The sequence below is a fragment of the Bryocella sp. genome (assembly GCF_058498515.1).
Genome location: NZ_JBMHYI010000063.1, coordinates 138980 through 163307, shown reverse-complemented (window position 1 = coordinate 163307; position 24328 = coordinate 138980). Strand labels below are relative to the sequence as shown.

16 protein-coding genes are annotated in these 24328 nt (G+C 63.5%); 12 read left to right on the top strand and 4 right to left on the bottom strand.

Going from position 1 to position 24328, the window contains the following annotated elements; translation table 11 throughout:
- Nucleotides 1-179: 179 nt before the first annotated feature.
- From AC5E6W_RS18710 to AC5E6W_RS18685, 6 genes are all read left to right on the top strand, one after another.
- Nucleotides 180-1835, top strand: a complete 1656-nt coding sequence (locus AC5E6W_RS18710) for an ABC-F family ATP-binding cassette domain-containing protein (protein ID WP_491753849.1) — start codon at nt 180-182, stop codon at nt 1833-1835.
- A 224-nt stretch (nt 1836-2059) separates the two neighbouring features.
- A complete protein-coding gene (locus AC5E6W_RS18705) occupies nt 2060-3484 on the top strand; it encodes a methyl-accepting chemotaxis protein (RefSeq protein ID WP_491753848.1) in 1425 nt (474 codons plus the stop codon).
- A 220-nt stretch (nt 3485-3704) separates the two neighbouring features.
- On the top strand, nt 3705-4607 hold the full coding sequence (locus tag AC5E6W_RS18700) for a response regulator (protein WP_491753847.1): 903 nt from the start codon (nt 3705-3707) through the stop codon (nt 4605-4607).
- Nucleotides 4608-4729: 122 nt separating this feature from the next.
- Nucleotides 4730-6181 (top strand): sensor histidine kinase, encoded by a 1452-nt coding sequence (locus AC5E6W_RS18695; protein ID WP_491753846.1) that lies wholly within the window; start codon nt 4730-4732, stop codon nt 6179-6181.
- Nucleotides 6182-6195: 14 nt separating this feature from the next.
- Nucleotides 6196-6624, top strand: a complete 429-nt coding sequence (locus tag AC5E6W_RS18690) for a response regulator (protein ID WP_491753845.1) — start codon at nt 6196-6198, stop codon at nt 6622-6624.
- Nucleotides 6625-6653: 29 nt separating this feature from the next.
- Nucleotides 6654-8156 (top strand): two-component system sensor histidine kinase NtrB, encoded by a 1503-nt coding sequence (locus AC5E6W_RS18685; RefSeq protein ID WP_491753844.1) that lies wholly within the window; start codon nt 6654-6656, stop codon nt 8154-8156.
- Here AC5E6W_RS18685 and AC5E6W_RS18680 read toward each other — a convergent pair.
- Nucleotides 8153-8542: a VOC family protein gene (locus AC5E6W_RS18680; RefSeq protein ID WP_491753843.1), complete on the bottom strand. Its 390-nt coding sequence runs from the start codon at nt 8540-8542 to the stop codon at nt 8153-8155. The two genes, AC5E6W_RS18685 and AC5E6W_RS18680, sit on opposite strands and share 4 nt — an antisense overlap.
- A 55-nt stretch (nt 8543-8597) precedes the next feature.
- Between AC5E6W_RS18680 and AC5E6W_RS18675 the strand changes: the two genes are divergently transcribed.
- Complete coding sequence (locus tag AC5E6W_RS18675; RefSeq protein ID WP_491753842.1) at nt 8598-9029, top strand: MarR family winged helix-turn-helix transcriptional regulator; 432 nt, start codon at nt 8598-8600, stop codon at nt 9027-9029.
- A gap of 24 nt (nt 9030-9053) precedes the next feature.
- Here the strand turns inward: AC5E6W_RS18675 and obgE are convergent, their stop codons facing one another.
- Nucleotides 9054-10175 (bottom strand): GTPase ObgE, encoded by a 1122-nt coding sequence (gene obgE, locus AC5E6W_RS18670; RefSeq protein ID WP_491753841.1) that lies wholly within the window; start codon nt 10173-10175, stop codon nt 9054-9056.
- A 324-nt stretch (nt 10176-10499) separates the two neighbouring features.
- On the opposite strand from obgE, the gene AC5E6W_RS18665 reads away from it, so the two are divergent.
- The 3 genes from AC5E6W_RS18665 (at nt 10500) to AC5E6W_RS18655 (ending at nt 18845) form a co-directional block, all read left to right on the top strand.
- Complete coding sequence (locus AC5E6W_RS18665) at nt 10500-14003, top strand: TonB-dependent receptor (RefSeq protein ID WP_491753840.1); 3504 nt, start codon at nt 10500-10502, stop codon at nt 14001-14003.
- Nucleotides 14004-14235: 232 nt separating this feature from the next.
- Nucleotides 14236-17700, top strand: a complete 3465-nt coding sequence (locus tag AC5E6W_RS18660; RefSeq protein WP_491753853.1) for a TonB-dependent receptor — start codon at nt 14236-14238, stop codon at nt 17698-17700.
- A 161-nt stretch (nt 17701-17861) separates the two neighbouring features.
- Entirely contained in the window at nt 17862-18845 is a 984-nt protein-coding gene (locus tag AC5E6W_RS18655) for a rhodanese-like domain-containing protein (protein WP_491753839.1), read from the top strand.
- A gap of 200 nt (nt 18846-19045) precedes the next feature.
- On the opposite strand, the gene AC5E6W_RS18650 is transcribed toward AC5E6W_RS18655, so the two are convergent.
- Nucleotides 19046-20308 (bottom strand): geranylgeranyl reductase family protein, encoded by a 1263-nt coding sequence (locus AC5E6W_RS18650; RefSeq protein ID WP_491753838.1) that lies wholly within the window; start codon nt 20306-20308, stop codon nt 19046-19048.
- Nucleotides 20309-20409: 101 nt separating this feature from the next.
- On the bottom strand, nt 20410-21477 hold the full coding sequence (locus AC5E6W_RS18645) for an LLM class flavin-dependent oxidoreductase (RefSeq protein WP_491753837.1): 1068 nt from the start codon (nt 21475-21477) through the stop codon (nt 20410-20412).
- A gap of 218 nt (nt 21478-21695) precedes the next feature.
- Between AC5E6W_RS18645 and AC5E6W_RS18640 the strand changes: the two genes are divergently transcribed.
- Together AC5E6W_RS18640 and AC5E6W_RS18635 are read left to right on the top strand one after the other, a co-directional pair.
- Nucleotides 21696-23294: a hypothetical protein gene (locus tag AC5E6W_RS18640; RefSeq protein ID WP_491753836.1), complete on the top strand. Its 1599-nt coding sequence runs from the start codon at nt 21696-21698 to the stop codon at nt 23292-23294.
- A gap of 26 nt (nt 23295-23320) precedes the next feature.
- Nucleotides 23321-24325 (top strand): ABC transporter ATP-binding protein, encoded by a 1005-nt coding sequence (locus AC5E6W_RS18635; protein ID WP_491753835.1) that lies wholly within the window; start codon nt 23321-23323, stop codon nt 24323-24325.
- Nucleotides 24326-24328: the final 3 nt, after the last annotated feature.

The window sequence follows — 24328 nt, the reverse complement described above, 5'->3', positions numbered from 1 at the left end:
ATATCGATTCTGAAATGTGAGCACAGTTCGAAACATACCCAACTGCGCACCAGCCCACACCTCGCCAGATCTTTGTTTGGCTTGCACACCCCGGCCCCTCCATGGACCAGGAACGCCGCTGTTTTCCGCATCGCAGGGCCATCCGCCAAATACCGCACGAACATGCGAAAATGGTAGAGATGATCTCTGTGTCCAATGTCACCATGCGCTACGGCGCGAAGTTGCTCTTCGAAGACGTCTCCGTGACGTTCACGTCCGGCCGTCGCTACGGCCTCACCGGGCCCAACGGCGCCGGCAAGTCTACGTTCATGAAGGTGCTCACCGGCGAGATCGACGCCCAGAAGGGCACCGTCGTGCGCCCCAAGAAACTTGGCGTGCTCAAGCAGAACCAGTACGAGTTCGACGCCTACCGCGTCGTCGATACCGTCATTATGGGCAACAAGGGCCTGTGGGCCGCCATGGAAGAGCGCGAGATCATCTACAACAAGCCCGAGATGACCGATGAAGACGGCTCCCGCCTCGGTGAGCTCGAAGGCATCGTCGGCGATGAAGACGGCTATGAAGCTGAAGCCAATGCCGCCATCCTGCTCCAGGGCCTCGACATCCCGGACGAGCTCCATGAGCGCAAGATGTCCGAGCTCCAGGGCGGCCAGAAGGTCCGCGTGCTGCTCGCGCAGGCGCTCTTCGGCAACCCCCAGGCGCTGCTGCTCGATGAGCCCACGAACTATCTCGATCTCGAATCTATTCATTGGCTTGAGGATTTTTTGCTGCGTTATGATGGCACCGTCATCACCATCTCGCATGACCGCCACTTCCTCAACAACGTCTGCACCCACATCGCCGACATCGACTACGAGACGATCATCACGTACACCGGTGGCTACGACGATATGGTGCTGCAGAAGACCTCGGTGCGCTCGCGCATCGAAGGCCAGAACGAACAGCGCGAGAAGAAGATCGCCCAGCTGAACGAGTTCATCGCGCGCTTCTCCGCGGGCACACGATCGTCGCAGGTGAACTCGCGCAAGAAGGAAGTCGAGCGCCTGGCGACCACGGAGCTGGCGCGGTCGAACATCCAGCGCCCGTTCATCGCGTTCAAGATCGAAAAGCCCGGCGGCAAGCATGTGCTGGAGTTCGAGGGCGTGAACAAGAGCTACCCGCAGCCCGAGGGCAAGACCGAGCATGTGATCAAGGGCTTCAGCGCGTCGATCATGCGCGGAGAGAAGATCATCCTCGTAGGCCGCAACGGCCAGGGCAAGACCACGCTGCTCAAGGCGCTGCTCGCGAACGCGCCCGGCTGGCAGGCGCCGCGCCTCGAAGAAGCGAGGCCAGAGGATATCGACTCCGGCACCGTGAAGTGGGGTCACGAGATCTCCATCGGCTACTTCGCGCAGGACCACACCGGCTCCATCCCACACGGCACCACGGCGGCGGAGTGGCTGCACACCTTCGATCCCAAGGTGGCGAAGGAAGACATCCGCGGCCTGCTCGGGCAGATGCTCTTCAAGGGCGAAGAGGGCAACAAGAAGACCGAAGCCCTCTCCGGCGGCGAGTCCGCGCGTCTGCTCTTCTGCAAGATCATGCTGATGAAGCCCAACGTGCTGGTGCTCGATGAGCCGACGAACCATCTCGACCTCGAGAGCATCAACGCGCTCAACCAGGCGATCCAGAAGTACGAAGGAACTGTTTTCCTCGTCACGCACGATCAGGACCTGATCGAGGAGTCGGGCACGCGCATCTGGCACTTCGAAGGCGGCCCGGACGACTTCCACATTACGGACCACAAGGGCCCGTACGAGGAGTACGAGCAGAAGATGGCAGCCGCGGCGAAGTAACCTTCGCGCGGTAGAAGTTATGCGGCGCGGCCATATGGCCGCGCCGCTTTCTTGTAGGCGTCGATTCAGAATGCTCTAATAGCGACATAGATTCCGTTAGAAAGTTCCCGCTGTTTGCCGATAGCTTCCTGAGAAAGACGCGCCACGATCCACCGGTTTAGTCGAGCCCCTTGAGCGCAAAAGCCCTGCGACCGGATCCATTCAGGAACAGGCAGGGAGTTTCGATGACTATCGGAAAGAAGCTGTTTACAAGTGTTGGGGCCATCCTGGCCATTGCGTTGCTGCTGGGCGGCGTTGGAATCTGGAACGTTGGGAGCCTGGGTGGGGACGTCGACAAGCTGGGCCATCACTATGCGCGCGCTGTCTATCTGACCGGCGTCATGAACACGATCGGCGCGGACGGCCTGGCCACCACGAACGGCCTGCTGCTCAGCGCCCATACGAATAATCTGGAAGCGGCACGCCGCGCCAACGTTCACTATGCCGAAGATGTGGCAGCTATGACCAAGAACGTGACTGAGTTCATCCAGCTCACCGCGAAGCCAGAATTGAAGGACATCGCCCAGAAGGAGATCCTCGAGAAGCTGCAATTTGTCGGGGAGGGGACGACCACCATGTTCGGCCTGGTGGAGAAGGGCGATCTGACTGGCGCAGATACCCTTTACTGGGAGAAGCTGATGCCCGTCGTGGCAGGCATTGGAGTCTCTGGACAACATCTTTCCGACCTGGAAAATGAAGCCACGACGAAATACGCCGAGCAGGCCGTGGGTGCGGTGGCTCCGGCCCGCTATCTCAGCCTGTTCATGATTGTTCTTGCGCTCGCGGCCGGGGCGTTTGTCGTCTATAGCATCAGAGGCATCAACACCACGCTGAGGCGAAGCGTCCTGGATCTCACGGACGGTTCGAATCAGGTCTCCAGCGCGGCCAGCCAGGTCGCCTCATCGAGCCAGTCCCTCGCCAGGGAAACTTCGGAGCAGGCGGCGATGATCGAAGAGACTTCGGCCTCTGCAGAAGAGATCAACTCGATGGCGAGGCGTAATACGGAGAGCGCTAGGAAGGCGACATCTCTGGCGGTCGAGGCAGTCAAGAGTACCGAGCAGACAAACCGGGCGGTGACGGATTGCGTCCAGGCGATGGATGCCATTGGGGAGTCGAGCAACAAGATTGCGAAGACGCTGCAGGTGATCGACAAGATTGCGTTCCAGACCAACATTCTGGCGTTGAATGCTGCGGTGGAAGCGGCTCGGGCTGGCGAGGCTGGGTCGGGCTTCGCGGTAGTGGCCGAAGAGGTACGAAATCTGGCCCAGCGCTCCGCGACCGCGTCGGAGGAAATCTCCGTGATGATCGAGCAGTCACAGCGTAACTCGGACGTGGGCCGCGCCACAATTGGGACACTGGTGGAATCGGGTGCCAGGATCAATGAGGTCTTCCTCAGCATGAAGGTGCTGGTGGAGGAGATCAGTCTGGGCAGCGAGGAGCAAGGCAACGGCATCGACCAGATAGGTCAGGCAATCCAGAAGATGGAGCAAGGCACGCAGAAGAGTGCGGCGAACGCCGAAGAGGGTGCAGCGGCTGCCGAACAACTCACCGCTCAGTCGGAGCAGTTGCGCGAGGTAGCCTCTGGACTTGGCAAGATGGTGGGGGTCTAGGACGCAAAGAAGTCGAGGCGTCCGGAGTCGAACCGCCGCTCGAGAAATCAAATTTAGGCGCGGTCGGTTGGGGCGCTGGCCTTAAGGAGCGGGCTAGAAACCAGTTGCTGGCGAGTCGATCAGAACTGGTTCAGGCTTCGCGGGCCATGCAAGCCGAATTGGGAAACAGCCCAGGAAGTGTTCAAAAGGAGACAGATCTCATCTGCCCGCGGACTGCAGCATGGGTTATCTACGCCGCAGCGCGGGGGCCCATGTCATGTCCGAAACGAGTACGACACAGCTTCTTCTTGTCGATGATGATGACGATCTACGGGAGGCAGTCAGCGCCATACTCAAGAGGGGCGGCTTCGAGGTCCGCACGGCGAGGAGTGTGAATGAAGCGCTGAAGCTGATCGCCTCGGAACGCTTCGACATTCTGGTCAGCGATCTGCATATGCCTGGCAAAGGGGACGGACTCACCGTCGTGAGTGCGCTGCGCCATGCCAATCCACGGGCAATCACGATCATTCTCAGCGCTCATCCTGAGATGAACGCGGCGGCTGCAGCCATCGTGTCCCAGACGGACGAGATCCTGATCAAGCCGACAACGGCAGGCGCGTTGGTTGCCCTGATTCGAGACAAGATGAAGACCGGACCTGTTGTCGCCCGTGTCACCGCGAGCCTTGCGACGATCCTCGAAGAAGAGACGCTGGCGACCATCAGCGATTGGCTGGTGCGGGTCGATAACGATCGCCTGGTCCTTTCGATTGCGATGGAGGACGGCCCGCGCTGCGCCCATCTGACGCAGCTCTTTGCCGATCTGGTTCATCGCTTGAGAGAGCCGCTGCCCTTGGGCAGCCGCGCGCTCGTCTCGCCCGCAGCCGTCGAGCATGGACTATCGCGAAGGAAACAGGGCTATACCGCCGCCATGATGGTCGAGGAATCGAGGATGCTGCAGGTCAGCATCTTCCAGACCCTGCAGAACAACCTGCACCGGGTCAATTTCAGCCTGCTGCTGGTGGGGGTGATGGCGATCGCGGATGAGGTGGACTCGCAGCTGGCCCAGGCGATGGCCGCCTATGTCGAGGAGGAAAAGGTGGACGGGGGACCCATCGAAGCCAAGCGGCCCGTAGCTGCAGCGTAGGCGCTCCCGGAAGCTTCCACCAGTGTGCGGCGGAAGCGGACGATGATCCGTCGCGCCGTCGCGAAATCCATACAACTCCAATCGCTCCACTGCCTTCTTACGTCAGTGGAGCTTTCGAAGAAATGAGAACTGGTAAGTACCGCCTGGCCATGGCGGGAGCGATGTTGATCGTCGCATTTAACGCCTGGCTGGCGATTCGCGCGCTTCATGTCTTCTTCGACGTGCAGAACTGGCGCGCCCACACCTTTGAAGTATTGCTGCACACCAAGACCGTGGACAGCGAGGTCAGCAAGTCTACGGCCGCCGTCCGAGCGTATATCGTCACCGGCGATCCGAAGTACAAGGACCGCTACAAGACCTCTTCCGACGCGGTTGAGAGCGAACTCAGTGTGTTGCAGCACCTCACCGTCGACAATGCCAGTCAGGAGCGGCGCCTGGCGTACACGCGTCAGCGAGTGCTGGTGCGGCTGAGCGCTCTGCAAACCGGCATGGCCATGCGCGATGCGACTGGCGAGATGCTGTCACCAGAGCCACTGATGAATGTTCTCGCGGACTCCCCGGACCATGGTCCCACCGTCTCCTACTGCTTGCAGCAGATGGAGAACGAAGAGAACCGGTTGCTGGCCGACCGGACCGCCGAATCGTCGAAGGCGCGGTCGGTGGTGGTCTGGACCTTTGTGGCGGCCTCGCTGCTGGCGGTGCTGCTGCTGGGAGCGACCGCCGAGCTCGCCATCCGCGCGGTCCGCGACCGCCAGTCGCTGGTCCATAGCGAGGCCGAGATCCGGGTACTCAACGAGCAGCTGCGCCTCACCAACACCTCGCTGGAGGAACGCGTGGAACAGCGAACTCGCGAGCTGGCCAACACCAACCAGGAGCTGGAGGCCTTCAGCTACTCGGTGTCGCATGATCTCCGCGCCCCGCTGCGAACCATCGACGGCTTCTCGCTGGCGCTGTCAGAGGATTATGCCGACAAGCTCGACGAGGCGGGCCGCGACTACATCACGCGCGTCCGCGGCGGTGTGCAGCGCATGGGTACGCTGATCGACTCGCTGCTGCAGCTGAGCCGTGTCACCCGCTCCGACCTGCAGAGCGAGCGCGTGGATCTCTCCCAGGTTGCCACGCTTGTCTTCGGCGAGCTGGAAGCGCTGGAACCCACACGCAGCGTCGAATTTGTGGCGCAGCCGGGCGTGCTGGTGGTCGGCGACTCGCGGCTGTTGCGCATTACGCTCGAGAATCTGATTGGCAATGCCTGGAAGTTCACCTCGAAGACTCCAGGGGCTCTCATCCAGTTCGGCAGCCAGCCCGGCACGGGCGAGTACCACGGAACCACCGTATACTTTGTGCGGGATAATGGAGCAGGCTTCGATATGCAATACGTCGATCGCCTGTTCACAGCGTTCCAGCGGTTGCATGGCGACCGCGAGTTCAAGGGTTCGGGCATCGGCCTGGCCACCGTCTCACGCATCATCCGCCGCCATCATGGATCGATCTGGGCTGAAGGCCAGATCGGCCGGGGCGCTACCTTCTACTTCACCCTTGGAGACCCCGGCGCGGAGAATCCCGCACGGGCTTGACCGGAAAGATACCGATGGCAACGACCCCAGTCATTCTGCTTGTCGAAGACGATCCCGACCACGAGGCGCTGGCCATTCGCGCGCTGCGCAAGGCCAACGTCGCAAATGAGATCCAGGTGGCGCGCGATGGCGCCGAAGCCATCGAGTTCCTGAAGGGGCTCGGAGCTAACGAGCCCCTCCCGCAGCTCGTGCTGCTGGACCTCAAGCTTCCCAAGGTCGATGGCCTGGAAGTATTGCGGTTCATCCGCGCGCTGGACCGCACCTCGATCCTTCCGGTCGTGGTGCTTACTTCCAGCGACGAGGAGCGCGACATCGTCGCCAGCTATCGCCTGGGCGTCAACAGCTACATCCGCAAGCCGGTCAACTTCACGGACTTCGCCGAGGCGACCCGTCAGCTCGGCCTCTACTGGTTGCTGCTCAATCAATGCCCACCGACGGTATAAATCCGGCGCCCCGCCCTCTTCGGGTCCTCATGATTGAGGACTACGAAGAAGACGCGCTGCTGCTCCAGCGACACCTGGCGCGCAGCGGATTTCGCGTGGACGCGCTGCGGATTGAAACCGCCGAAGCGCTCGAGCAGGCGCTCGAGGACGTGCGCGGCTGGGACCTCATCATCGCCGACTACACGCTGCCGGGATTCGGTGCGCGTGAGGCGCTGGAACTGATCCAGGGCCGTGGCATGGATGTTCCCTTCATCATCGTGTCGGGCACCATCGATGAGGTCTCGGCGGTAAACGCCATGCGCGCCGGAGCACACGACTATGTACTCAAGGGCCACCTCGAGCGGCTCATTCCGGCCATCGAGCGCGAGCTCCACGACGCCGAAAAGCGCCGGGAGCGCCTCCGCACCGAGCAGGAGCTGCAGCTGCTGCAGCAGCGCTTCTCCGCGACCTTCAACCAGGCCGCGGTGGGCATGGCTCACACCACCACCGACGGCCGTTTCGTCCTGGTCAACCAGCGATTGAGCGAGCTGCTGGGTGTGCCCGTCGAGCGCATGCTGGCGCTCAACCTCAAGGACTTCATCCTGCCCAGCGACCGCGAGGCCGATAAGGAACTCTTCGCGGAGCTGATGGCGGGAAGGCGTACCGGCTATCGCTCCGAGCGCAGCCTGCTGCGCAGTGATGGCTCCGTCTTTCCCGCGCAGTTCACGGTCTCGCTGCTGCTGCATGGCAGCGTCGAGCAGGAAGCCACCGACTCCAGCGTCCTTTGGGTCGTCGAGGACATCTCCGCCCGCAAGGCCGCCGAACGCGAGACCGCCGAGCTGATGCAGCGGCTGATCAACAGTGAGCGCCTGGCCGCCGCCGGCCGCATGGCCAATACGCTGGCTCATGAGATCAACAATCCCCTCGAGGCGCTGACCAACATCTTCTACCTGCTGGACAAGCACTCGCTGACCACGCAAGGGCAGGAGCTCATCGCCATCGCCGCGCGCGAGCTCGATCGCGTCGGACACATCACGCGCTCCACCCTGAGCTTCTACCGTAAGATTCCGGGGCGCACGCTGGACCTGCAGACCCTGCTCGCGGAGGTAGTACAGCTCTTCCATTCGCGCGCTACCCAGCACCATATCCAGATGGAAAGCCAGTATGGCCCGGGGATCGAACAGACCACCTACGACCCCGCACTGCGGCAGGTCTTCGCGAACCTGGTGGGCAATGCGCTGGAGGCCATGGAGTCAAGCGGTGGGCACATCCGCATTCGCGCCCGCCTGCGCGATGGCCACTCGGTCGTCACTGTGTCCGACACCGGACACGGCATCGACAGGGCAAACCTGCAGACGGTCTTCGAGCCGTTCTTCACCACCAAGGGAGAGCGCGGCACGGGCCTCGGGCTGTGGGTTACGCGGGGCATCGTCGAAGAGCAGGGCGGAACGCTGCAGTTGCGCTCGGCGACCCACGGAAAATATCGCGGCACCACCATACGCATCACGCTGCCGGCTGTGGGTGTGCGCGAGCCCGCCGTGCTGGTGAACTAGGCTCTCGCGACTTCGCTCATCAGGCCCAGGACGTTTCCTGAAGGATCCTTCACAAAGGCCAGCCAGAGGTCGTGGCTCTTCATCCGGGCAACCAGGTGGGGCGGCTGCTCGAACTCCACTCCGCGGCTCTCGAGCTCCTTTGACGTCGTCTCCAGGTTCGACACGCGGAAGTAGAGGATCGTTCCTTTCGATGGAACCATCTCGGCCGCCTCTCCAATTAGGAGGCGCACGCTGCCACACTGGAAGAAGGCCATCGTGCCCGCGTCGAACAGGAAGGCCAGGCCCAGGCGCTCCTGATAAAACTCCTTCGCCCTGGCGAGGTCCATCACGGTGATCGCGACCTGGCCCAGCTCCTGCAGCATGGGCTCCGATGTGGTGTGTGTCATCTGCATTCTCCAATTCGTTAGCAATGCTAATGAATTATGATGAGGACAGAGAGCGATGTCAATGCCCATCCCAACCGATGCTGCAAGGCTGGCCGAGCAGCTGCACTCGACCGTCATTCGCCTGTTGCGCTCCGTGCGCAAGGCCGACGAACTCAGCGGCGCCACGGCGTCGCGTTTGTCTGCGCTTTCAGTCGTGATCTTTCAGGGGCCCGTCACTCTCGGCGACCTTGCCCGGGCCGAGCAAGTGCGGCCGCCGACGATGACCCGCATCGTCACCGCGCTGGAAGAACAGGGGCTGGTCGTCCGCTCGGCCGACCCAAACGACGCCAGGGTCATTCGCATCACGGCGACGACGAAGGGAAGGCGATTGCTGGTGCAAGGCCGCGCGCATCGCGTGCGCCTGCTGCGCGCCGCGGTGGAAGAGCTCAGCGCCGCCGATCGAAGAAAGATCGCCGAGGCGCTGCCGATCCTGCAGCAGCTCCTCTAAGCGAGCTGCTGCAACATCGTTGTGCTACTTCGTCTTGCTTCCGCTGGAGTTGGGCGCCGGAGGCGGATAGTTCGGCTTGCGCCTGGGCGTCTTTTCGATCCCGGGCTCCGGTTTGTCCGGATGCGTCAGGTTCACGGTGCGATGCTTCGCAACGGCTTCGGCGATGGTGTACTTCAGCGGCTCGATGCCCTCACCGGTCACCGCGCTGATGAGATACAGCGGAAGCTTCTTGCGCTTGGCAAAGGCGGTGAGCTTCTTCAGCTTGTCGGGGTTCGCCACGTCGGCCTTGGTCGCCACCAGGATCGTCGGCTTCTTCGGCAGCGCTGGATCGAAGCTCTTCAGCTCCTCGGTGATCACCTTGTAGTCCTCGGTAGGATCGGGCCGGCCGCTGCCATCGGAGATATCGATCAGGTGGACCAGCACGCTGGTGCGCTCGATGTGCTTGAGGAACTGCACGCCCAGGCCGTGGCCCTCGTGCGCTCCTTCGATCAGCCCCGGAAGATCCGCGACGGTGAACGAGAGCGTGTGCGGATAGTCGCCCACCTGCACCACGCCGAGGTTCGGCTCCAGCGTCGTGAAGGGATAGTTGGCAATCTTCGGCTTGGCCGCGGAGATGCGCGAGATCAGCGTCGACTTGCCCACGTTGGGGTAGCCGACCAGACCGGCATCGGCCAGCAGCTTCAGCTCCAGACGGAAGTTGCGTTCCTCGCCCGGGCGGCCGAGCTCATGCTCGCGCGGCGCCTGGTGGACCGAGGTGGCGAAGTGCTGGTTGCCGCGTCCACCGCGTCCACCCTTGACGATGACGATCTCATCGTTGGCGTGGGTGAAGTCGTGGATCAGCTCGCCCGTCTCGTCGTCATAGAGCAGTGTGCCGACCGGCACCTTCAGCACGGTGTGCTCGCCGGAGGCTCCGGACATGTTCGAGCCCATCCCGTGCTCGCCGCGCTGCGACTTGTGCTCCGGGTTGAAGCGGAAATGGATCAGGGTGTTGTGTGAGAGCGACGAGCGCATGACGATATCGCCGCCATGGCCGCCATCGCCGCCGGAGGGCCCACCCTTAGGCACAAACTTCTCGCGCCGGAAGGCCATGCAGCCATTGCCGCCGTCTCCGGCCTTCACGCGAATGCGCGCTTCATCAATAAACATCGTGTTCCTCTGATATCTCTGAGACTCTTCGATTCGACGGAGTTTTCGTGGCCGGTCTTCGACTGGGACAGTCGATTATCGTCGTTAAGGCCTCGTGAATACTCGAAGGCTGTCATTTTTCGCTTGCAGCCCACAGTCTAGAATCGCACTATTGAGTCTTTCATGGAAGCTTTGACGCGGCGCCGACCCAGGTGCTGCCTGCGAACCCCGCTCGAAGGGGTCGTAGAGCTTTTTGTCGTGATAGGAAGCCTATCGCCGACGAACGCGCCGAACCCGTATAGCCATTGCAGCTATCTTTCTGCTGTTTTCTTTTAAGGAGTGCCGATGAAGAACCGATTTCTGCTCCGCTGCCTGCCCTTAGGGCTTGCAGCGATCCTGGCCGTGCCGGCTGCCTTTGCGCAGTCGACGACCGAAGGCGCCATCTCTGGAACGATCGAGGACCCCACCGGGGCCGTCGTTCCCCAGGCGTCCGTCACCATCCATAACGATGGCACCAATGCCGAAAAGAAGCTCACTGCGGACGGCAGCGGCTTCTATTCGGCTCCCCTGCTGGAGCCCGGCACCTATACCGTGACCGTGAAGGCCACTGGATTTGCCGATACCATCCAGCACGTCGTCGTGCAGGTCGGCCAGACCACGAACGTCTCGCCAAAGCTTGGCACCGGCGGCAGCGCAACCACCGTCGAAGTGACCGCCGAGGTCCCGGTGCTGAACTTCGAGAGCCCGGACATGTCCACGGTTCTCGATCAGACGGCGATCGTCAACATCCCTGAGAATAACCGCCGCTGGTCGTCGCTTGCGATGCTCACCCCCGGCGTGGTCTCGGACTCCAACGGCTTCGGCCTGGTCAGCGTTCGCGGCATCAGCACGCTGCTGAACAACATCGAGATCGACGGCGCGGACGACAACGTGGCCTACTGGTCGGAAGAGCGCGGGCGTACTCGTGAAGCGTACTCGACCTCCGAAGATGCGGTCCGTGAATTCGCCGTCAACACCGGTGTGTATTCGGCGGAATATGGCCGCGCCGCCGGCGCGGTCATCAACTCGGTAACCAAGAGCGGCACCAACCAGATCCACGGCGAAGCGTACTTCTTCGATCGCGAAAGCAACTGGGCGGCTTACACGCCGCTCGTGACGAATACAACGGCGACGCCCAATGGGTCCGGCGGCTATACCTTCAACACCGCTCCCCTCAAGCCCAAGGATCTGCGCAAGATCTATGGCTTCTCGGCCGGTGGCGCGCTGCTGAAGGACAGGATCTTCTGGCACTACACCTACGATCAGCACTCGCACATCTTCCCGGGCTTCGGTAAGCCGCAGAGCCCTGCGACGTTCTTCACTCTGCCTGATTCCGCGGTGCCTACCGGTGATACCTGCGACGCGTCCACCGGCTTGTTGTATGCCGGCACCAGCATCGCCGCAGCGACCGCCGCTGCGGGCAGCACGATCGACCAGCAGACCTGCGGTCTCGCCACTCGCCTCGGCATCAGCTACTCTGCTGCCGCCTCACTCTACACCAGCGACCTCGCAGCCCTGCTTCCTGACATTGGCAAGACGCCTCGCGTGGGGTACCAGGAGATCAATACCCCGAAACTCGACTATCAGATCACCTCGAAGGAGCGCGTGAGCTTCCTCTATCATCGCCTTCGCTGGGATTCTCCCGGCGGCGTGCAGACACAGGCCACGGTTCCCTATGCGGAAGACACGTTCGGCAACGATTTCGTGAAGCTGGACTACGGCGTCGCGAAGCTGGAGAGCCAGATCACGAACTCCATCTCTAACGAGCTCGGCTATCAGTATGGCCGCGAGCTCGAGGATGAGACGCAGCAGCCCTACACCGCATATACCAACACCAACCTGACGGGCACGGGCAGTTCGGCGGGCAACGTTCCGGAGATCAACCTGGCCGAGTCAACCAGCGGTGTGTACCTCGGTTCTCCCTACTACTCCTACCGTTTCTCCTACCCGGACGAGCGCAAGTGGCAGATCTTTGATACGGCGTACTGGTCGCACGGTAATCACAACGTCAAGTTCGGCGTGGACATTCTGCACAATCACGACCTCGTCAACAATCTGTACGAATCCAACGGTGTGTACACCTACTCGTACATCGGCAACTACTTTGCTGATCTGACTGCGCGCAACAATGCCTCTGCATCCAGCTGTAATTCATCGGCGTCTTCTGGAGCGACCATCGCGCTCAACACGACCACGAACAAGTATGTGATCACCCCGGCTGGGGGTGCCTATCCCTGCTACTCGTCGTTTGTCGAAGGCTTCGGTCTGACGCCGCAGTACGCGATCGCCACTACTGACTACGGCTTCTTCGCCCAGGACAACTGGAAGGCGACTCCTCGCCTGACGCTGGAACTCGGTGTGCGGTATGACTACGAGTCCCTGCCCAACGCAAGCACCTCGCTGACCGCACCGCTGAACGTCGTCAATACCGCCGGAACGTCTCTCTATAACTTCACGCCGTATGCCGGCCTCACCAACCGTCCCAGCGATAAGAACAACATCGGACCGCGTATCGGTTTCGCCTATGACGTCTATGGTCAGGGCAAGACCGTCCTCCGCGGCGGCTACGGCATGTACTACGGCCGCGTGATCAACGCGATGATCCTGAACGCTTACCTGAACACCGGCAGCGCGCTCGGTCAGTACACGACCTCACTCACCAACACCCAGGGCGGCCCCACGCTGGCCAACATCCTCCCGAATGTCACCAGCTCGGGTGGCGTCGTGACGCAGGCTAAGGGGTCCTTCTCAACTCCCAGCAGCTACTACTTCGCCAAGAACTTCCAGAACCCGATGGTGCATGAGTTCGACCTGATCCTCCAGCAGGAGGTCGGTTCGAAGGCGGTGATCGCCGTAAGCTACCTGGGTGGTCTGGGTCGCGAGTTGCCGAACTACCTCAACATGAACCTGAACCCGGCGACAGTACAGAACGTTGCGGTCACCGTCCTTCCGTACAGCACGGGTGGAAGCTGCGGCCCGATCGCCTGCAACACGAAGATTGTCGTGCCGACCTACGTGAAGGCTACACCGGCGAACACGGCGTTCTACTCGGCGTTCAACAACCCCAACTTCGTCGGCGTGACACAGCTGGTCAGCAACATCAACTCCAGCTACCACGCGCTGGTCGGCGAGATCAAGACCAAGTCGTGGCACGGCCTGGAGACGGACTTCAACTACACCTTCTCGCACGCGCTGGACTACAACCAGAACGCCGCTACCTCCGCGAGCACGGAAGGTTGGTACGACCCCTACGGCAATGCTCGCGTCAACTATGGCAACTCGCAGTTCAACGTTCCGAACCGCATCACGGGCTACGCGCTGTACACACTGCCGAAGCTTCACACCGAGAACTTCGTGAAGTGGGTAACCAACGGATGGAGCGTTAACGATAGCTTCCAGGGTCAGAGCGGTCTGCCTTACTCTTACGGAACCAGCGGCAGCAACTCGTACTTCGCTGCCTCTTCGGGCTGGAATGGTTCGGGCGGTATTGCGTATGTCCCGGCGCTGGGTCGCAACACCCTCAAAGTGAAGCGCGCCATCACCGACGACATGCGGGTGGCGAAGAACTTCGCTATCACGGAGCGTTACAACCTGGAACTCCGCGCAGATGTCTTCAACGTGGCCAACCACCAGAACGTGACCTCCGTGAACACCACCGCGTACCTGTTCTCGAACGGAGGGTCCACCAGCCCGCTGACCGGAACGGCAACCTACCAGTCGCCGACGTTCGGCCAGAACACGAGCATCAACTCGAGCGGCTTCCTCTACACGCCGCGCGAGATTCAGATCTCGGCCCGGTTCGCGTTCTAACTCCAACAGCAGCACCTAGGGACGCGGTGGCTTCGGCCACCGCGTTCTTTTTTTTGCAGAGCACAGAAAAAATCTCTTTCCATCGGCGGCAATCTCGTCTAGGCTGCGGCTACGCTTTTTTCTCTCTCCGTGGCTTGCTTGCAGGTGCGCAGCCGTGTGACTTTCGATCCTCCAGCTGAGTAGCGGGAGCTCCGGCCCTTGTCCCCGGAGCGGGGTTTCGCGATTGCAGAAGATGTGGCTCATCGCGCGGCGATGCCGCAGGGCGGTGCTGTGCGTTCTGGGGCTCGCGGTCATCGTGAGTTCGACGAGTCCGGCGAGTTCGCGGGCGCAGGGCCCCATGGATGCTGCCCTGCGCGGGCGAGTCAGTGCGGTTGATGGCGTAGGCTTCCCTGCAGCACTCACATTGCGATCTTCCGATGGCCTCGAGGTGAAGCGCTTCCAGGCCGCGCGCGACGGCAGGTTCTTCGTCCTTCGTCTCCAGCCAGGGGACTACACACTCGTCGGCGCAGGCGATGATGCTGGCACAGCCGGCTCGATCGCCGTGGTGCTCGAGCCGGGCGAGATCGCGGAGGTCACGTTGGTGCTGCGACGCGGGAGCGCATCGGGAGTCGCAGCCCCGCAGACTACAGTCTCACCATCGCCCAGCCACACGGTTCTGGCCGAAGCCATGACGCCCGCCGGCGAGCTGTCGCTTCTGCCTGTGGCCTCGCGCGACTTTCAGGATCTCAGCGAGCTTGCTCCTCTCGTCAACGATGCGGCTCCGGCAGCGCCCGATAGCAGCGGTGCAAGCGATCCTGAGGCCGATGCGCCGCAGGCAGGCGATGATCGTGCAACCAGCGATGAAGGCCGCGCCGCCTCTGGCCTCAGCGAGGCCGGGCTTGCCGTGACGCAGAGCTCGCAAAGCATGGATGGCCTGACTGCAATGCAGTACTTCCGCGCCGGCCCGCGGGGCAGCGCGGCAGGCGGAGCAGCCTCCGAGACGAGCTTCGCGCAGGGAGCGGTGCGGAGGTTCAATGCGGTGGCGCGCAGTTATTCGGCGGACTCGAGCGGCGCCGGCGGCCTGTCGATCACCATCAGCACGCGACGCGGTGGGCCGGCGCTCCATGGCAGCAGCTTTGTGGTGGTGCGTGATGGCGCGTGGGCCGCGACCAACCCCTTCTCCCTCGTCACGCACTATCACAATGGTGTGGTGAGCAACAGCCTCGCGCGGCCGGGCGGCTCGACCTGGATCTTCGGTGGATCGGCTGGCGGGCCCTTGCGCTTGAGCCGTCGCCGTACTGCAACGCAGCAGGCCGCTCCTCGCGTGTGGCTCTTCGGTTCGGTAGAAGCGCAGGTGCGGCACGACCAGCTCACATCCACACCTCAGCTCGCAAGCTTCTACCAGCTCACCTCGACGCAGAGCACGCTGCTCGCCGTGCGTGGAGTGACCAGCACGCAGCTGCAGCAGGCGTTGAACTACCTCGACAGCCTCACCGGTGTCCAGCATCGTTCGGCGTTGCGGGTGAATGGCTTTGGCCGCGCGGATATCAACGTGAGCGCGCACGATCTTGTCGCGCTGAGCTACGCTGCCCATCGCCTCAACGCTCCTGCTGGGGCAGCCTTCGGGCAGAGTTCCGACGCTGTGGTGGCTCGCGGCATGGGCAGCGTCGGTGACCGCACGGTCAGCGTCGATGCGGCGGCCGCACACTGGCTGCATCGCTTTACCGGCGCGATCGACAATGAGGCCAGCGTGCAGGCAACGCACGAGCTGAACGAAGAGCAACCTCACTCGCCGCTCGCGCAGGAACCCGCGATCGGGCCAGGCGGTTACGCCCCGCAGGTCAGCATCGCGCCGAATGGCTTTGCTTATGGCACGCCGCCGAACCTCGGCCGCAGCGCCTACCCCGAAGAGACGCGCATCGAGGCGCAGGATGCCTTCGAGTGGAAACTGCGTTCACACCTGCTGCGCTTCGGCGCGGCATGGAGCCGCATCGACGATCGCACCGACTCCATCACCAATGCGGACGGCACCTTCAGCTATAACAGCAACACCACCGGAGGCTATGACGGCGGCCTTGCCGACTGGATTACCGACTTCACCTACAACGTGCATGCGTACCCCAACGGCGGCTGCCCCAGCGTCTACGCGGCGCTGCACTACTTCTGCTTCCACACCTTTACGCAGAGCTTTGGAGCGCAGATGCTACAGTTCGTGGTGCACCAGGTTGCAGGCTTCGCGCAGGACTCCTGGCGCGTGCGCGACGATCTGGTGCTCAGCTTCGGCGCGCGCTATGAGTACACGCTGCTGCCGCTGCCGCTGGCTCCCAACTTCGCGCTGGACGCAGCGATTAGTACGCTCGCCCGAGCCAACACGGGCGCAACCGCATCGATCCCCGAAGACCGCAACAACGTTGGCCCGCGCCTCAGCGCGGCATGGTCGCCAGGCGTCGCCAGATCGCGCAAAGCCTGGTTCACAGCGCGTCTCGGCTACGGCGTCTTCTATGGCCGCACGCCCGGAGCGACCGTCGCTGCGGCGCTGACCGACACCGCATTACCAGGCTCCGTCGAGCGGGTGCGCATTCGCCCCACCACCATCACGCAATGCCCACAGGTCACGGGCGTGAGCCAGGGCTTTGGCTATCCCTGCGACTACACCACTACGCCGCCCGCCGCGGTCACGCAAACCACCTCCGCGCTGGTCTTCTCCAGCCACTTTCGCGAGCCGGCCATCCAGCGCGGCTCGCTGAGCCTGGAGCATGCGTTCGGCTCGCATGCCTGGCTGCGCGCGGGATACGCCATGGCCAGCGCCACGCAGCTTGCGACGACCTCGGACTTGAACATTGCGCCCTCAACCGCGATGAAGACCTTCGTCCTGCAAGGTGGCGACGGCCGCGTGGGCGTGCGGGATGGGGAGGTCTTTCTGTTGCCGGTCTATACGGTGCGGCCCATCACGCAGTACGGCGCCATTTCGTTGCTGCAGTCGCATGCGAATGCCAGTTTCCACGCAGGCACGCTGGAGGCTGGCGTCCGCGCGTGGCACGGGATCACGGCGCATGGCAGCTTCACCTTCTCGCGGGCCATCGACTACAACCCGCAGCAGGGCGCCTCACCGCGGCTCAACGCGCAGCTCGATCCCTTCCGCATCGGCTACGACAAGGGCCTTTCCAGCCTCAATTTCCCGGAACGATTCTCCGTCGCACTGGAGTATCGCACCGGGCGTGAATGGGGCCACGGGCCGCAGCGCGCGCTGGTCAACGGATGGACCCTGGGTGCAGTCGCGGTCGCTGGCTCCGGCGCTCCCTACAGCTATGCGATCTACGGTGGAACGTACCTTACTGGCGGAGGTGACTCGATCAACGGCTCCGGCGGCGCAGTCTATCTGCCCACGGTAGGTCGCAACACGTTGCGCCTCCCCGCCCGCAGCCGGGTGGACCTCCGTCTGACCCGCGAGTTTACCCTCCCTCGCCGTCTGAGGATGGAGGTCTTCGCGCAGGCCTTCAACCTGGCCAACTCGGTCAGTTTCTCGCGTGTCGAGACCAGGGCATTCCTGGTCGGCATCCCGGCAACCACCGGTGCGCCGACGCCACTGATCTTCCAGAACGCAGCCGTAGTTGCATCGGAAGGTGTGCAAACGCCGGCCTTCGGCACGCCACTCTCCTCCACCACCGGGCTGAGCCGCGAACGCCAGATAGAGCTCGGCCTGCGCCTGCAGTTCTAATTCCGGTCGAATCGTCGAAGGATTCCAATCCGGCTGCCAACCCTGTGCGTCTCATTGTTACCGGTCGAAAGATACAAGAGCACGTGAGAGCGACAACTCGCCCCTCCTGCGCATCAGAAGCCTGTAGGAACAGGGACCGAGCTGGGGGCCTTAGCACGACGATGAACCTCACTGCGACAGTGCAGCACCATGGTTATGCCGCGATTGTGATTGTGCTGCTGCTGTCCTCCTGCGGACTGCCGATGCCGCTCTCCGTGGTCCTTTTGGCGGCGGGCGCCGCGGCGCACGGCGGGGTGCTCTCGTTCCCGTTCATCATCCTCTGCGGAGCCGGCGCCGGGCTGGTCGGCGACACGATGATGTTCTTCGGCGGCCGCACCACGGGCTGGTGGCTGCTGGCGGGAATCTGCCGCTTCTCCATCAACCCTGAGGCCTGCATTCACGGTTCGGCCAAGAACTTCTACCGGCGCGGAGCGAAGACGCTGCTGTTCTCGAAGTTCGTCCCTGGGCTGGCGACCATCGCCGCTCCGCTGGCGGGCAGCCTGAACATGCGGCTGTGGCGGTTCCTGCGCAACGACTCCATCGGCGTTCTGCTCTACGTTACGGTCTGGTCGAGCCTCGGCTACGTCTTCGCGGGCGTGCTGCACCGGATCATCGCCTTCGTCGAGCGGCTGGGGCAGGCCACGGCCGGCACTCTGGGCTTCATCTTCACCATCTACGCAGTCTGGCTTACGATCGGCTACCTGCGCGATACGAAGTTCACCACCGTGCAGCGTGTTGCGGCGCACGAGCTCTTCGATAAGCTCAATGCTCCCAGCCACGACCGCCTTGTTGTCATCGCCGACGTCCGCTCCCATGGGTATTACGATCCCGGCATGCAGCGCATCAAGAACTCCATTCGCGTCGAGCCGACGCGCCTCCGCGATGAGCTGGTGGCGTTGCGCGAGTTCATGCAGCCCGAGTGCGAGATCTACCTCTACTGCTCCTGCGCGCATGAGGCCACCAGCGTCCGCGTAGCCAAGATGCTCGAACGCGAGTCCTGCCACACCAAGGTGATCCAGGGTGGGCTCAAGGCATGGATCAAGGCCGGCGGTCCGCTCGAGCCTGTTCCGCTGGGCGATGTGGAGCACCTGCCGCGCTTCGATTAGTGCGTAGCGGCATATCCCGCACCGCCCAAGATGTGTCATCTCGACCGTAGCGGGACAGTGTCATCGTCCCGCGTAGTGGAGAAACCTGCTTCCCGCATAGGCAGACAGCAGGTCCCTCGGCTTCGCTACGCTTCGCTCGGGATGACACATCTTGCAGGGATCTTTCCCCACGCATAGTTCGCCGAAGTTGTCGATACAGCCTACCGCCGCGCCGCCCACCGCACCAGAGGACGCAGGAACCTCATCGGCAGCCCATCCGTGTAGCTCTTCAGCACCAGCGAGCCAATCAGCGGCGTCTGCATCACCTTGAAGCCGCGTTCCGGGTCGTGGTAGAAGCTGCGCGCGGCGCGGTCGCTGAAGGCCAGCGTCTGTTGCAGCGAATCGAGCCGCCGGGCATACTCCTGTCCCACTGTCTCGAATCCAAGCCCATGCGCCTTACATGCGAGCATTGCTGCAGCCGCAGCCTGCCCGCTGATCACGGCCGAATGGATGCCCTCACCAGTCAACGGGTCGACCAGCCCGGCGGCATCGCCGGTCAGCAACACCCGCCCGCGCGGCGTATACGCATGGCCTCCCATGCCGAGGTATTGCCCCGTCACCTGCGCCTCAATCGCCGCGATGTCGACGCTCAGCTTGCGCAGCACGTACTCGCCCAGCAGCGTCCGCGTCACCTGCTTCAGGTCTGCCTCCTGGGCTTCATCCACCGCGCCCTGCGTCGGAGCGAACGCACCCACGCCGATGTTGATGTGATCGCCTTTGGGAAAGAGCCAGCCATAACCTCCCGGCAGCGGGCTGAAGTCGAACAGCAGATCCTTCGGGCCATCGCCTTCGGGCAGCGACGCGGGCAACACAGCGTAGGGCACCGTGGCCTCGAGCGCGAAGCCCCGCGTATACCATTCGGCCTCGGATGCCCGCAGGGCCAGTGCCTCGTTCTCTCCCGCCGCCAGCTGCGCTGCGAGCCGCCGCGTCTGGCCGTTGGAGCCATCCGCGCCAATCAGCACATCCGCACGCAACGTTTCATTCCCTTCGCTGGTCACGATGTCCAGCTCGACGCCATCGCCAGTCTCGCGCAACGCGGTGATGCCGTCGATGCGGCGCAGCGTGACGCCGCCCTCGTGCTTGCCCGCCTTCAGTGTCTGCTCCAGGCAGAAGGCGTCGAAGCGCTCGCGCACGGCCATGGCCGCGATGGGCTGCTTGTCTTTGAGGCGCAGCTTGGAGAATGGCGCCGGAGCTTCCAACACAATCTCGTCGCAGGTGTACTCGACGATGGGATCGACCGAATAGCGCAGCGCCTTCAGCGTCTTGCGCGTGAGACCGCAGGCGCAGGCCTTAGGTCGCGGAAAGGTGCGGCGATCGAGCAGCAGCACACGCGCGCCGGCTTCGGCCAGGTCATACGCCGCAGCACAGCCAGCCGGCCCGGCGCCAACGATCAGGACAGGAGTTTCGTAGGACAGGGAGGACACGATGGGGGGCACGCTCGCCCTTCAGTGTAGCCGTAGCCACGCCACGCCTCACATAGCGGCAGAGTCCCGCCAGATTGCCGACGGCGCAGAGAGATCTCGACCTACAGCCCGAACGCCTCCGCCAGCAGCGAGTAGCTCCTCAGCCGCGCCTCGTGCGAGTGGATCACCGTGTTCACGATCAGCTCGTCGAGCTCCAGCTCGCGGCCGATCTTCAGCAACTCGTCGCGCACCTTCCCCGGCGTGCCGACGATGTAGCGCGGGAACTCGCTCTCGGGCTCGTCCAGCGAGCCGTTGAGGAACGGCAGCCGAGGGTCGGGCGGCGTCATGGCAATCTGCGCCAGCTCGCGCATCGCTTCCTCGGGCCTGGCTACGGGCCGGCGATCGTTCATCCGGATGCGCCGCTGCAGCAGGCGCACGGACGACGCGTGCCACTCGGCTTCTTCCTGCGTGGGCGCGCACACCACGCCGATGGCAATGCTGGCTCGTGGTGTGTCGCCGTCCGGGCCGGAACGCATGGGATTGGGCGTGAACCGGCTGCGGTAGTGCTCGATCGCATGGCGCGTCTGCGAGCTGGAGAAGAAGTGGGCGTAAGCGTATGGCAGACCCTCGGACGCCGCCGTGATCGACGACCACATCGACGAACCCAGCAGCCATAGCTCAGGTGCGCCTTCGGCTTCGGGCATCACTTGAATGCCGGCGAAGGGATGGTCCTTGGGGAAACGCTCGGGATGCAGGAACGCCAGCAACTCAGTGAGCTGCTGTGGAAAGTCATCCGGCGGCGGCCCCTGGCGGACGCGGCGTAGCGCGTGGGCCTCGAGCTGGCCTCCGCCCGGAGCGCGACCGATGCCCAGGTCGATGCGCCCCGGGAACATCGCATGCAGCGTGCGAAAGACCTCCGCTACCTTCAGCGGAGCGTAGTGCGGCAACATGATGCCGCCCGACCCCACGCGGATGCGCTCCGTGGCCGCGGCGGCGCGCCCAACGAGGATCTCCGGCGCCGTGCAGGCCAGCAGGCCCATCGCGTGGTGCTCGGAGTACCAGACCCGCGTGTAGCCCAGCTTGTCCACATGCTTCGCCAGCTCCAGCGAGTTGTTCAGCGCGTCCGAAGGCGTAAAGCCCTCAGGCACGGGCGACTGGTCCAGGACAGAGAGACGAAACAGAGGGGCCAAATTGGAGGAAGCGCTCACAGGGGGATTGGATTCAGCGGAGGGCCGTTGGACTCTGGCTGGGAGCGGTAGCCGAAAGACAAGCAGGATTAAGGTGGCGTTACGCAAAACCTGGCGAAAGCTGGTGCGTCCAAGCGGATACACTTCGTCGCAGCACGTCGGATGGAGGCCTTTGGATGGTCGCGAGTCGCAGAGCAGTATGGATCGCTTCATTCGCCGCCATGCTGTCGTGCACTTGGCTGACGGCTCAGCAGCAGGCGGCACGACGCCACGCTCGGCCCTTCCCGGACGTCGAACGGAGCGAGTGGAGCCTCGCCAGCGATGGCGGGGTCGCCGCATGGATGCCGGTCTGCAACGCCGACGGCTCCGACCCCTACCCTGACGAACCGTCCTCGCGTGGTGTACCCGACACCTATACCGAACGCACTGCCAGCAGCTTTGGGCGGAGCGCCAGTGACTTCGGTACAGCTGCGTCAAACGTTGGAAAATCCACCACCAGTCCGGACATCGCCGCTCCTCCTTCCGGTACGGGCTACACGGAGCGCAGCGCCGGTAACTTTGGACAGGCGGCGAGCACCGTCGGCAAGAATGCGGGCGACTACGGCCAGGCGGCAGGCAGCTTCAGAGGCCAGACTCCACGTGGAGGCACGGCGACTCCAGCGAATGATCTGGCCGCAGCCAGATTGCGGGACGTCCAGGTGAGGGTTGAGACGACGCTGGAACGGATGGACCTTGCGCAGCCGAGTCATGTGTCGTTTCACCCGTTCATTCAGGCGGTTCCGTGCAACCACCTCGCGGAAGCTTTGGCTGCCGTGGCTGGAAAACCCGAATTCCCAGACCTTCTGCTTGGCCCGCTGCCTCGTGACTGGAACGCTGGCCTGAACGCCTACTACTTTCTCTTTCGCGAACCACCCCCCGAAGCCCTGCCCGACGGCTTGCCGCCACCAACCCAGCCGGACCCAACTGTCGAGTACTACCTGTTGCGCGGCGCTCCCCATCCCCGCAGCGCGCGTGCGCTGGCCGTGGCGTTCACGGAGCCCTGTTTCGGCTGCGTCGAACGTGAGCAGGACCACAGACCGCCGTTGCCTTCCTGGAAGCAGCTGACAGATACCGCCATTCATGCCGTCGCGCTTGCCGAGAACGGCAGCTCGTTGGGCGCCATCGCCGATCCTGACGCCGCGCTGTACGACGACCCCCTCGCCACGGGTCTGGTGCTCCCTTCTGGCAGGCTGCCGATGGAGGGCGAGTTGGAAGCTCGTCAGCCTGGCGGCGGCCACATCGAGGTCGTCCACGTTGCGGAGGTGGGGCTGCTGGCGGTGGTCAGCCTGCGCTTCGTGGTCGGCTCGCCCGATGCCTTCGCGATCACGCATCCTTATGTGGTCCTGCGTCGAGCCGCAGTCGATGCCGAGTGGCGCGTACTGCATCTCGCGCTGAACCTCCGCTGGGATCATGCTGCCTTCGAGGAGACTTCGGTTCTGAATGGCATGCCGCGCAGTTCTGAAGAGCGGACTTCCGGTCCACTCGGCGTGCGGCTCGCTTCGCCTCCGGACGGCGATTCGCGTGCACCGCAACCGGAGCTGTGGTGGGACAACCTCGGTGGCGCAGGCATGCAGGCGGTCGAGTGGCAGCGTGAATCCTCGAAGGTCTGGAAGCACCCGCACCTGTACTTCGTTCTGGACCGGGACCCGCGAGCCCGGACCCGGGCGGTTGCAGCCTTCGCCAGCGTCCCCGGGAAGTACCGTTGGCGCGTCTGGAGTCTCGGGGACGGCGGTAGGGTGGGTCTTTCGGAGTGGCGCACATTCGTGGTTGTCGAGCACTGACAGGCATCTCCGCTATCCTCATCTGTGTGAGTTCCACCGCTGCCCCGCCGCCGAACCCGCTGCTCGAGGTCACCGACCTCCGCGTGGCCTTCGGCTCCAGCGAAGCGGTGCGCGGCATCTCGTTCTCGCTCAACTCCGGCGAGACGCTGGGTCTGGTGGGAGAATCGGGCTCCGGAAAGAGCGCGACTTCGCTGGCCTTGATGCGGCTGCTGCCGGACTCGGCGCGGGTGAGTGGGAGCGTGAAGCTCTACTCGCAGATCGACCGCGACAGCGTTTACGCGTCGCTGGGCCGCCGCCGCACCGGTGCGACGCCCCATCTCGTGCGCACTGAGGCAGGGCTGGTCAATGTTGGCGCACTGGAGTGGGAGGATGCCACGCCGGCTGTGGATCGCCCGGGTTGCGTCCATATCTCCTCGATTTTCCAGGACCTTCTGCTGATGAAGGACGGCGGGATGCAGCAGATGCGTGGGCGCGCCCTCGCGATGATCTTCCAGGAGCCCATGACCGCGCTCAACCCCGTGATGACCGTCGGGCGGCAGATTGCCGAATGCGTGCTGGCGCATGCGCCGAAGACCCCGCGTCGCGAGGTGCGTGAGCGTGTTCTCGCCGCCATGCGCGAGGTCGCGCTGCCCGAGCCTGAGCGCCGTATCGACGACTACCCGCACCAGTTCTCCGGCGGGCAACGCCAGCGCGTGGTCATCGCGATGGCCCTGGTGAATAAGCCGAAGCTGCTGATCGCCGACGAGCCCACCACCGCGCTCGACGTCACCGTGCAGGCGCAGATCCTCGCGCTACTGCGCCGCCTGCGGGACGAGCATGGGCTCTCGATGCTCTTCATCTCGCACGACCTCGCCGTCGTCGGCCAGATCGCCGACCGCATCGCCGTGATGCGCCGCGGCGAGATCGTGGAGATGGGCAGCTCGCACGACGTGCTGACCAGCCCGCAGCACGCCTACACGAAGTCGCTGCTCGCCGCCGTACCCACGATGACGACCGATCGCGACAGCCCGCTGGGCAAGGTACGGGCGTAGGCG

Excerpts from the sequence above, each read along its gene's own strand:
- AC5E6W_RS18690 (WP_491753845.1), top strand. The coding sequence starts at position 6,196 with ATGGCAACGACCCCAGTCATTCTGCTTGTCGAAGACGATCCCGACCAC.
- obgE (WP_491753841.1), bottom strand. The coding sequence starts at position 10,175 with ATGTTTATTGATGAAGCGCGCATTCGCGTGAAGGCCGGAGACGGCGGC.
- AC5E6W_RS18640 (WP_491753836.1), top strand. The coding sequence starts at position 21,696 with ATGCTGTCGTGCACTTGGCTGACGGCTCAGCAGCAGGCGGCACGACGC.
- AC5E6W_RS18700 (WP_491753847.1), top strand. The coding sequence starts at position 3,705 with ATGGGTTATCTACGCCGCAGCGCGGGGGCCCATGTCATGTCCGAAACG.
- AC5E6W_RS18685 (WP_491753844.1), top strand. The coding sequence starts at position 6,654 with ATGATTGAGGACTACGAAGAAGACGCGCTGCTGCTCCAGCGACACCTG.
- AC5E6W_RS18695 (WP_491753846.1), top strand. The coding sequence starts at position 4,730 with ATGAGAACTGGTAAGTACCGCCTGGCCATGGCGGGAGCGATGTTGATC.
- AC5E6W_RS18660 (WP_491753853.1), top strand. The coding sequence starts at position 14,236 with ATGTGGCTCATCGCGCGGCGATGCCGCAGGGCGGTGCTGTGCGTTCTG.
- AC5E6W_RS18705 (WP_491753848.1), top strand. The coding sequence starts at position 2,060 with ATGACTATCGGAAAGAAGCTGTTTACAAGTGTTGGGGCCATCCTGGCC.
- AC5E6W_RS18655 (WP_491753839.1), top strand. The coding sequence starts at position 17,862 with ATGAACCTCACTGCGACAGTGCAGCACCATGGTTATGCCGCGATTGTG.
- AC5E6W_RS18675 (WP_491753842.1), top strand. The coding sequence starts at position 8,598 with ATGTCAATGCCCATCCCAACCGATGCTGCAAGGCTGGCCGAGCAGCTG.
- AC5E6W_RS18710 (WP_491753849.1), top strand. The coding sequence starts at position 180 with ATGATCTCTGTGTCCAATGTCACCATGCGCTACGGCGCGAAGTTGCTC.
- AC5E6W_RS18680 (WP_491753843.1), bottom strand. The coding sequence starts at position 8,542 with ATGACACACACCACATCGGAGCCCATGCTGCAGGAGCTGGGCCAGGTC.
- AC5E6W_RS18665 (WP_491753840.1), top strand. The coding sequence starts at position 10,500 with ATGAAGAACCGATTTCTGCTCCGCTGCCTGCCCTTAGGGCTTGCAGCG.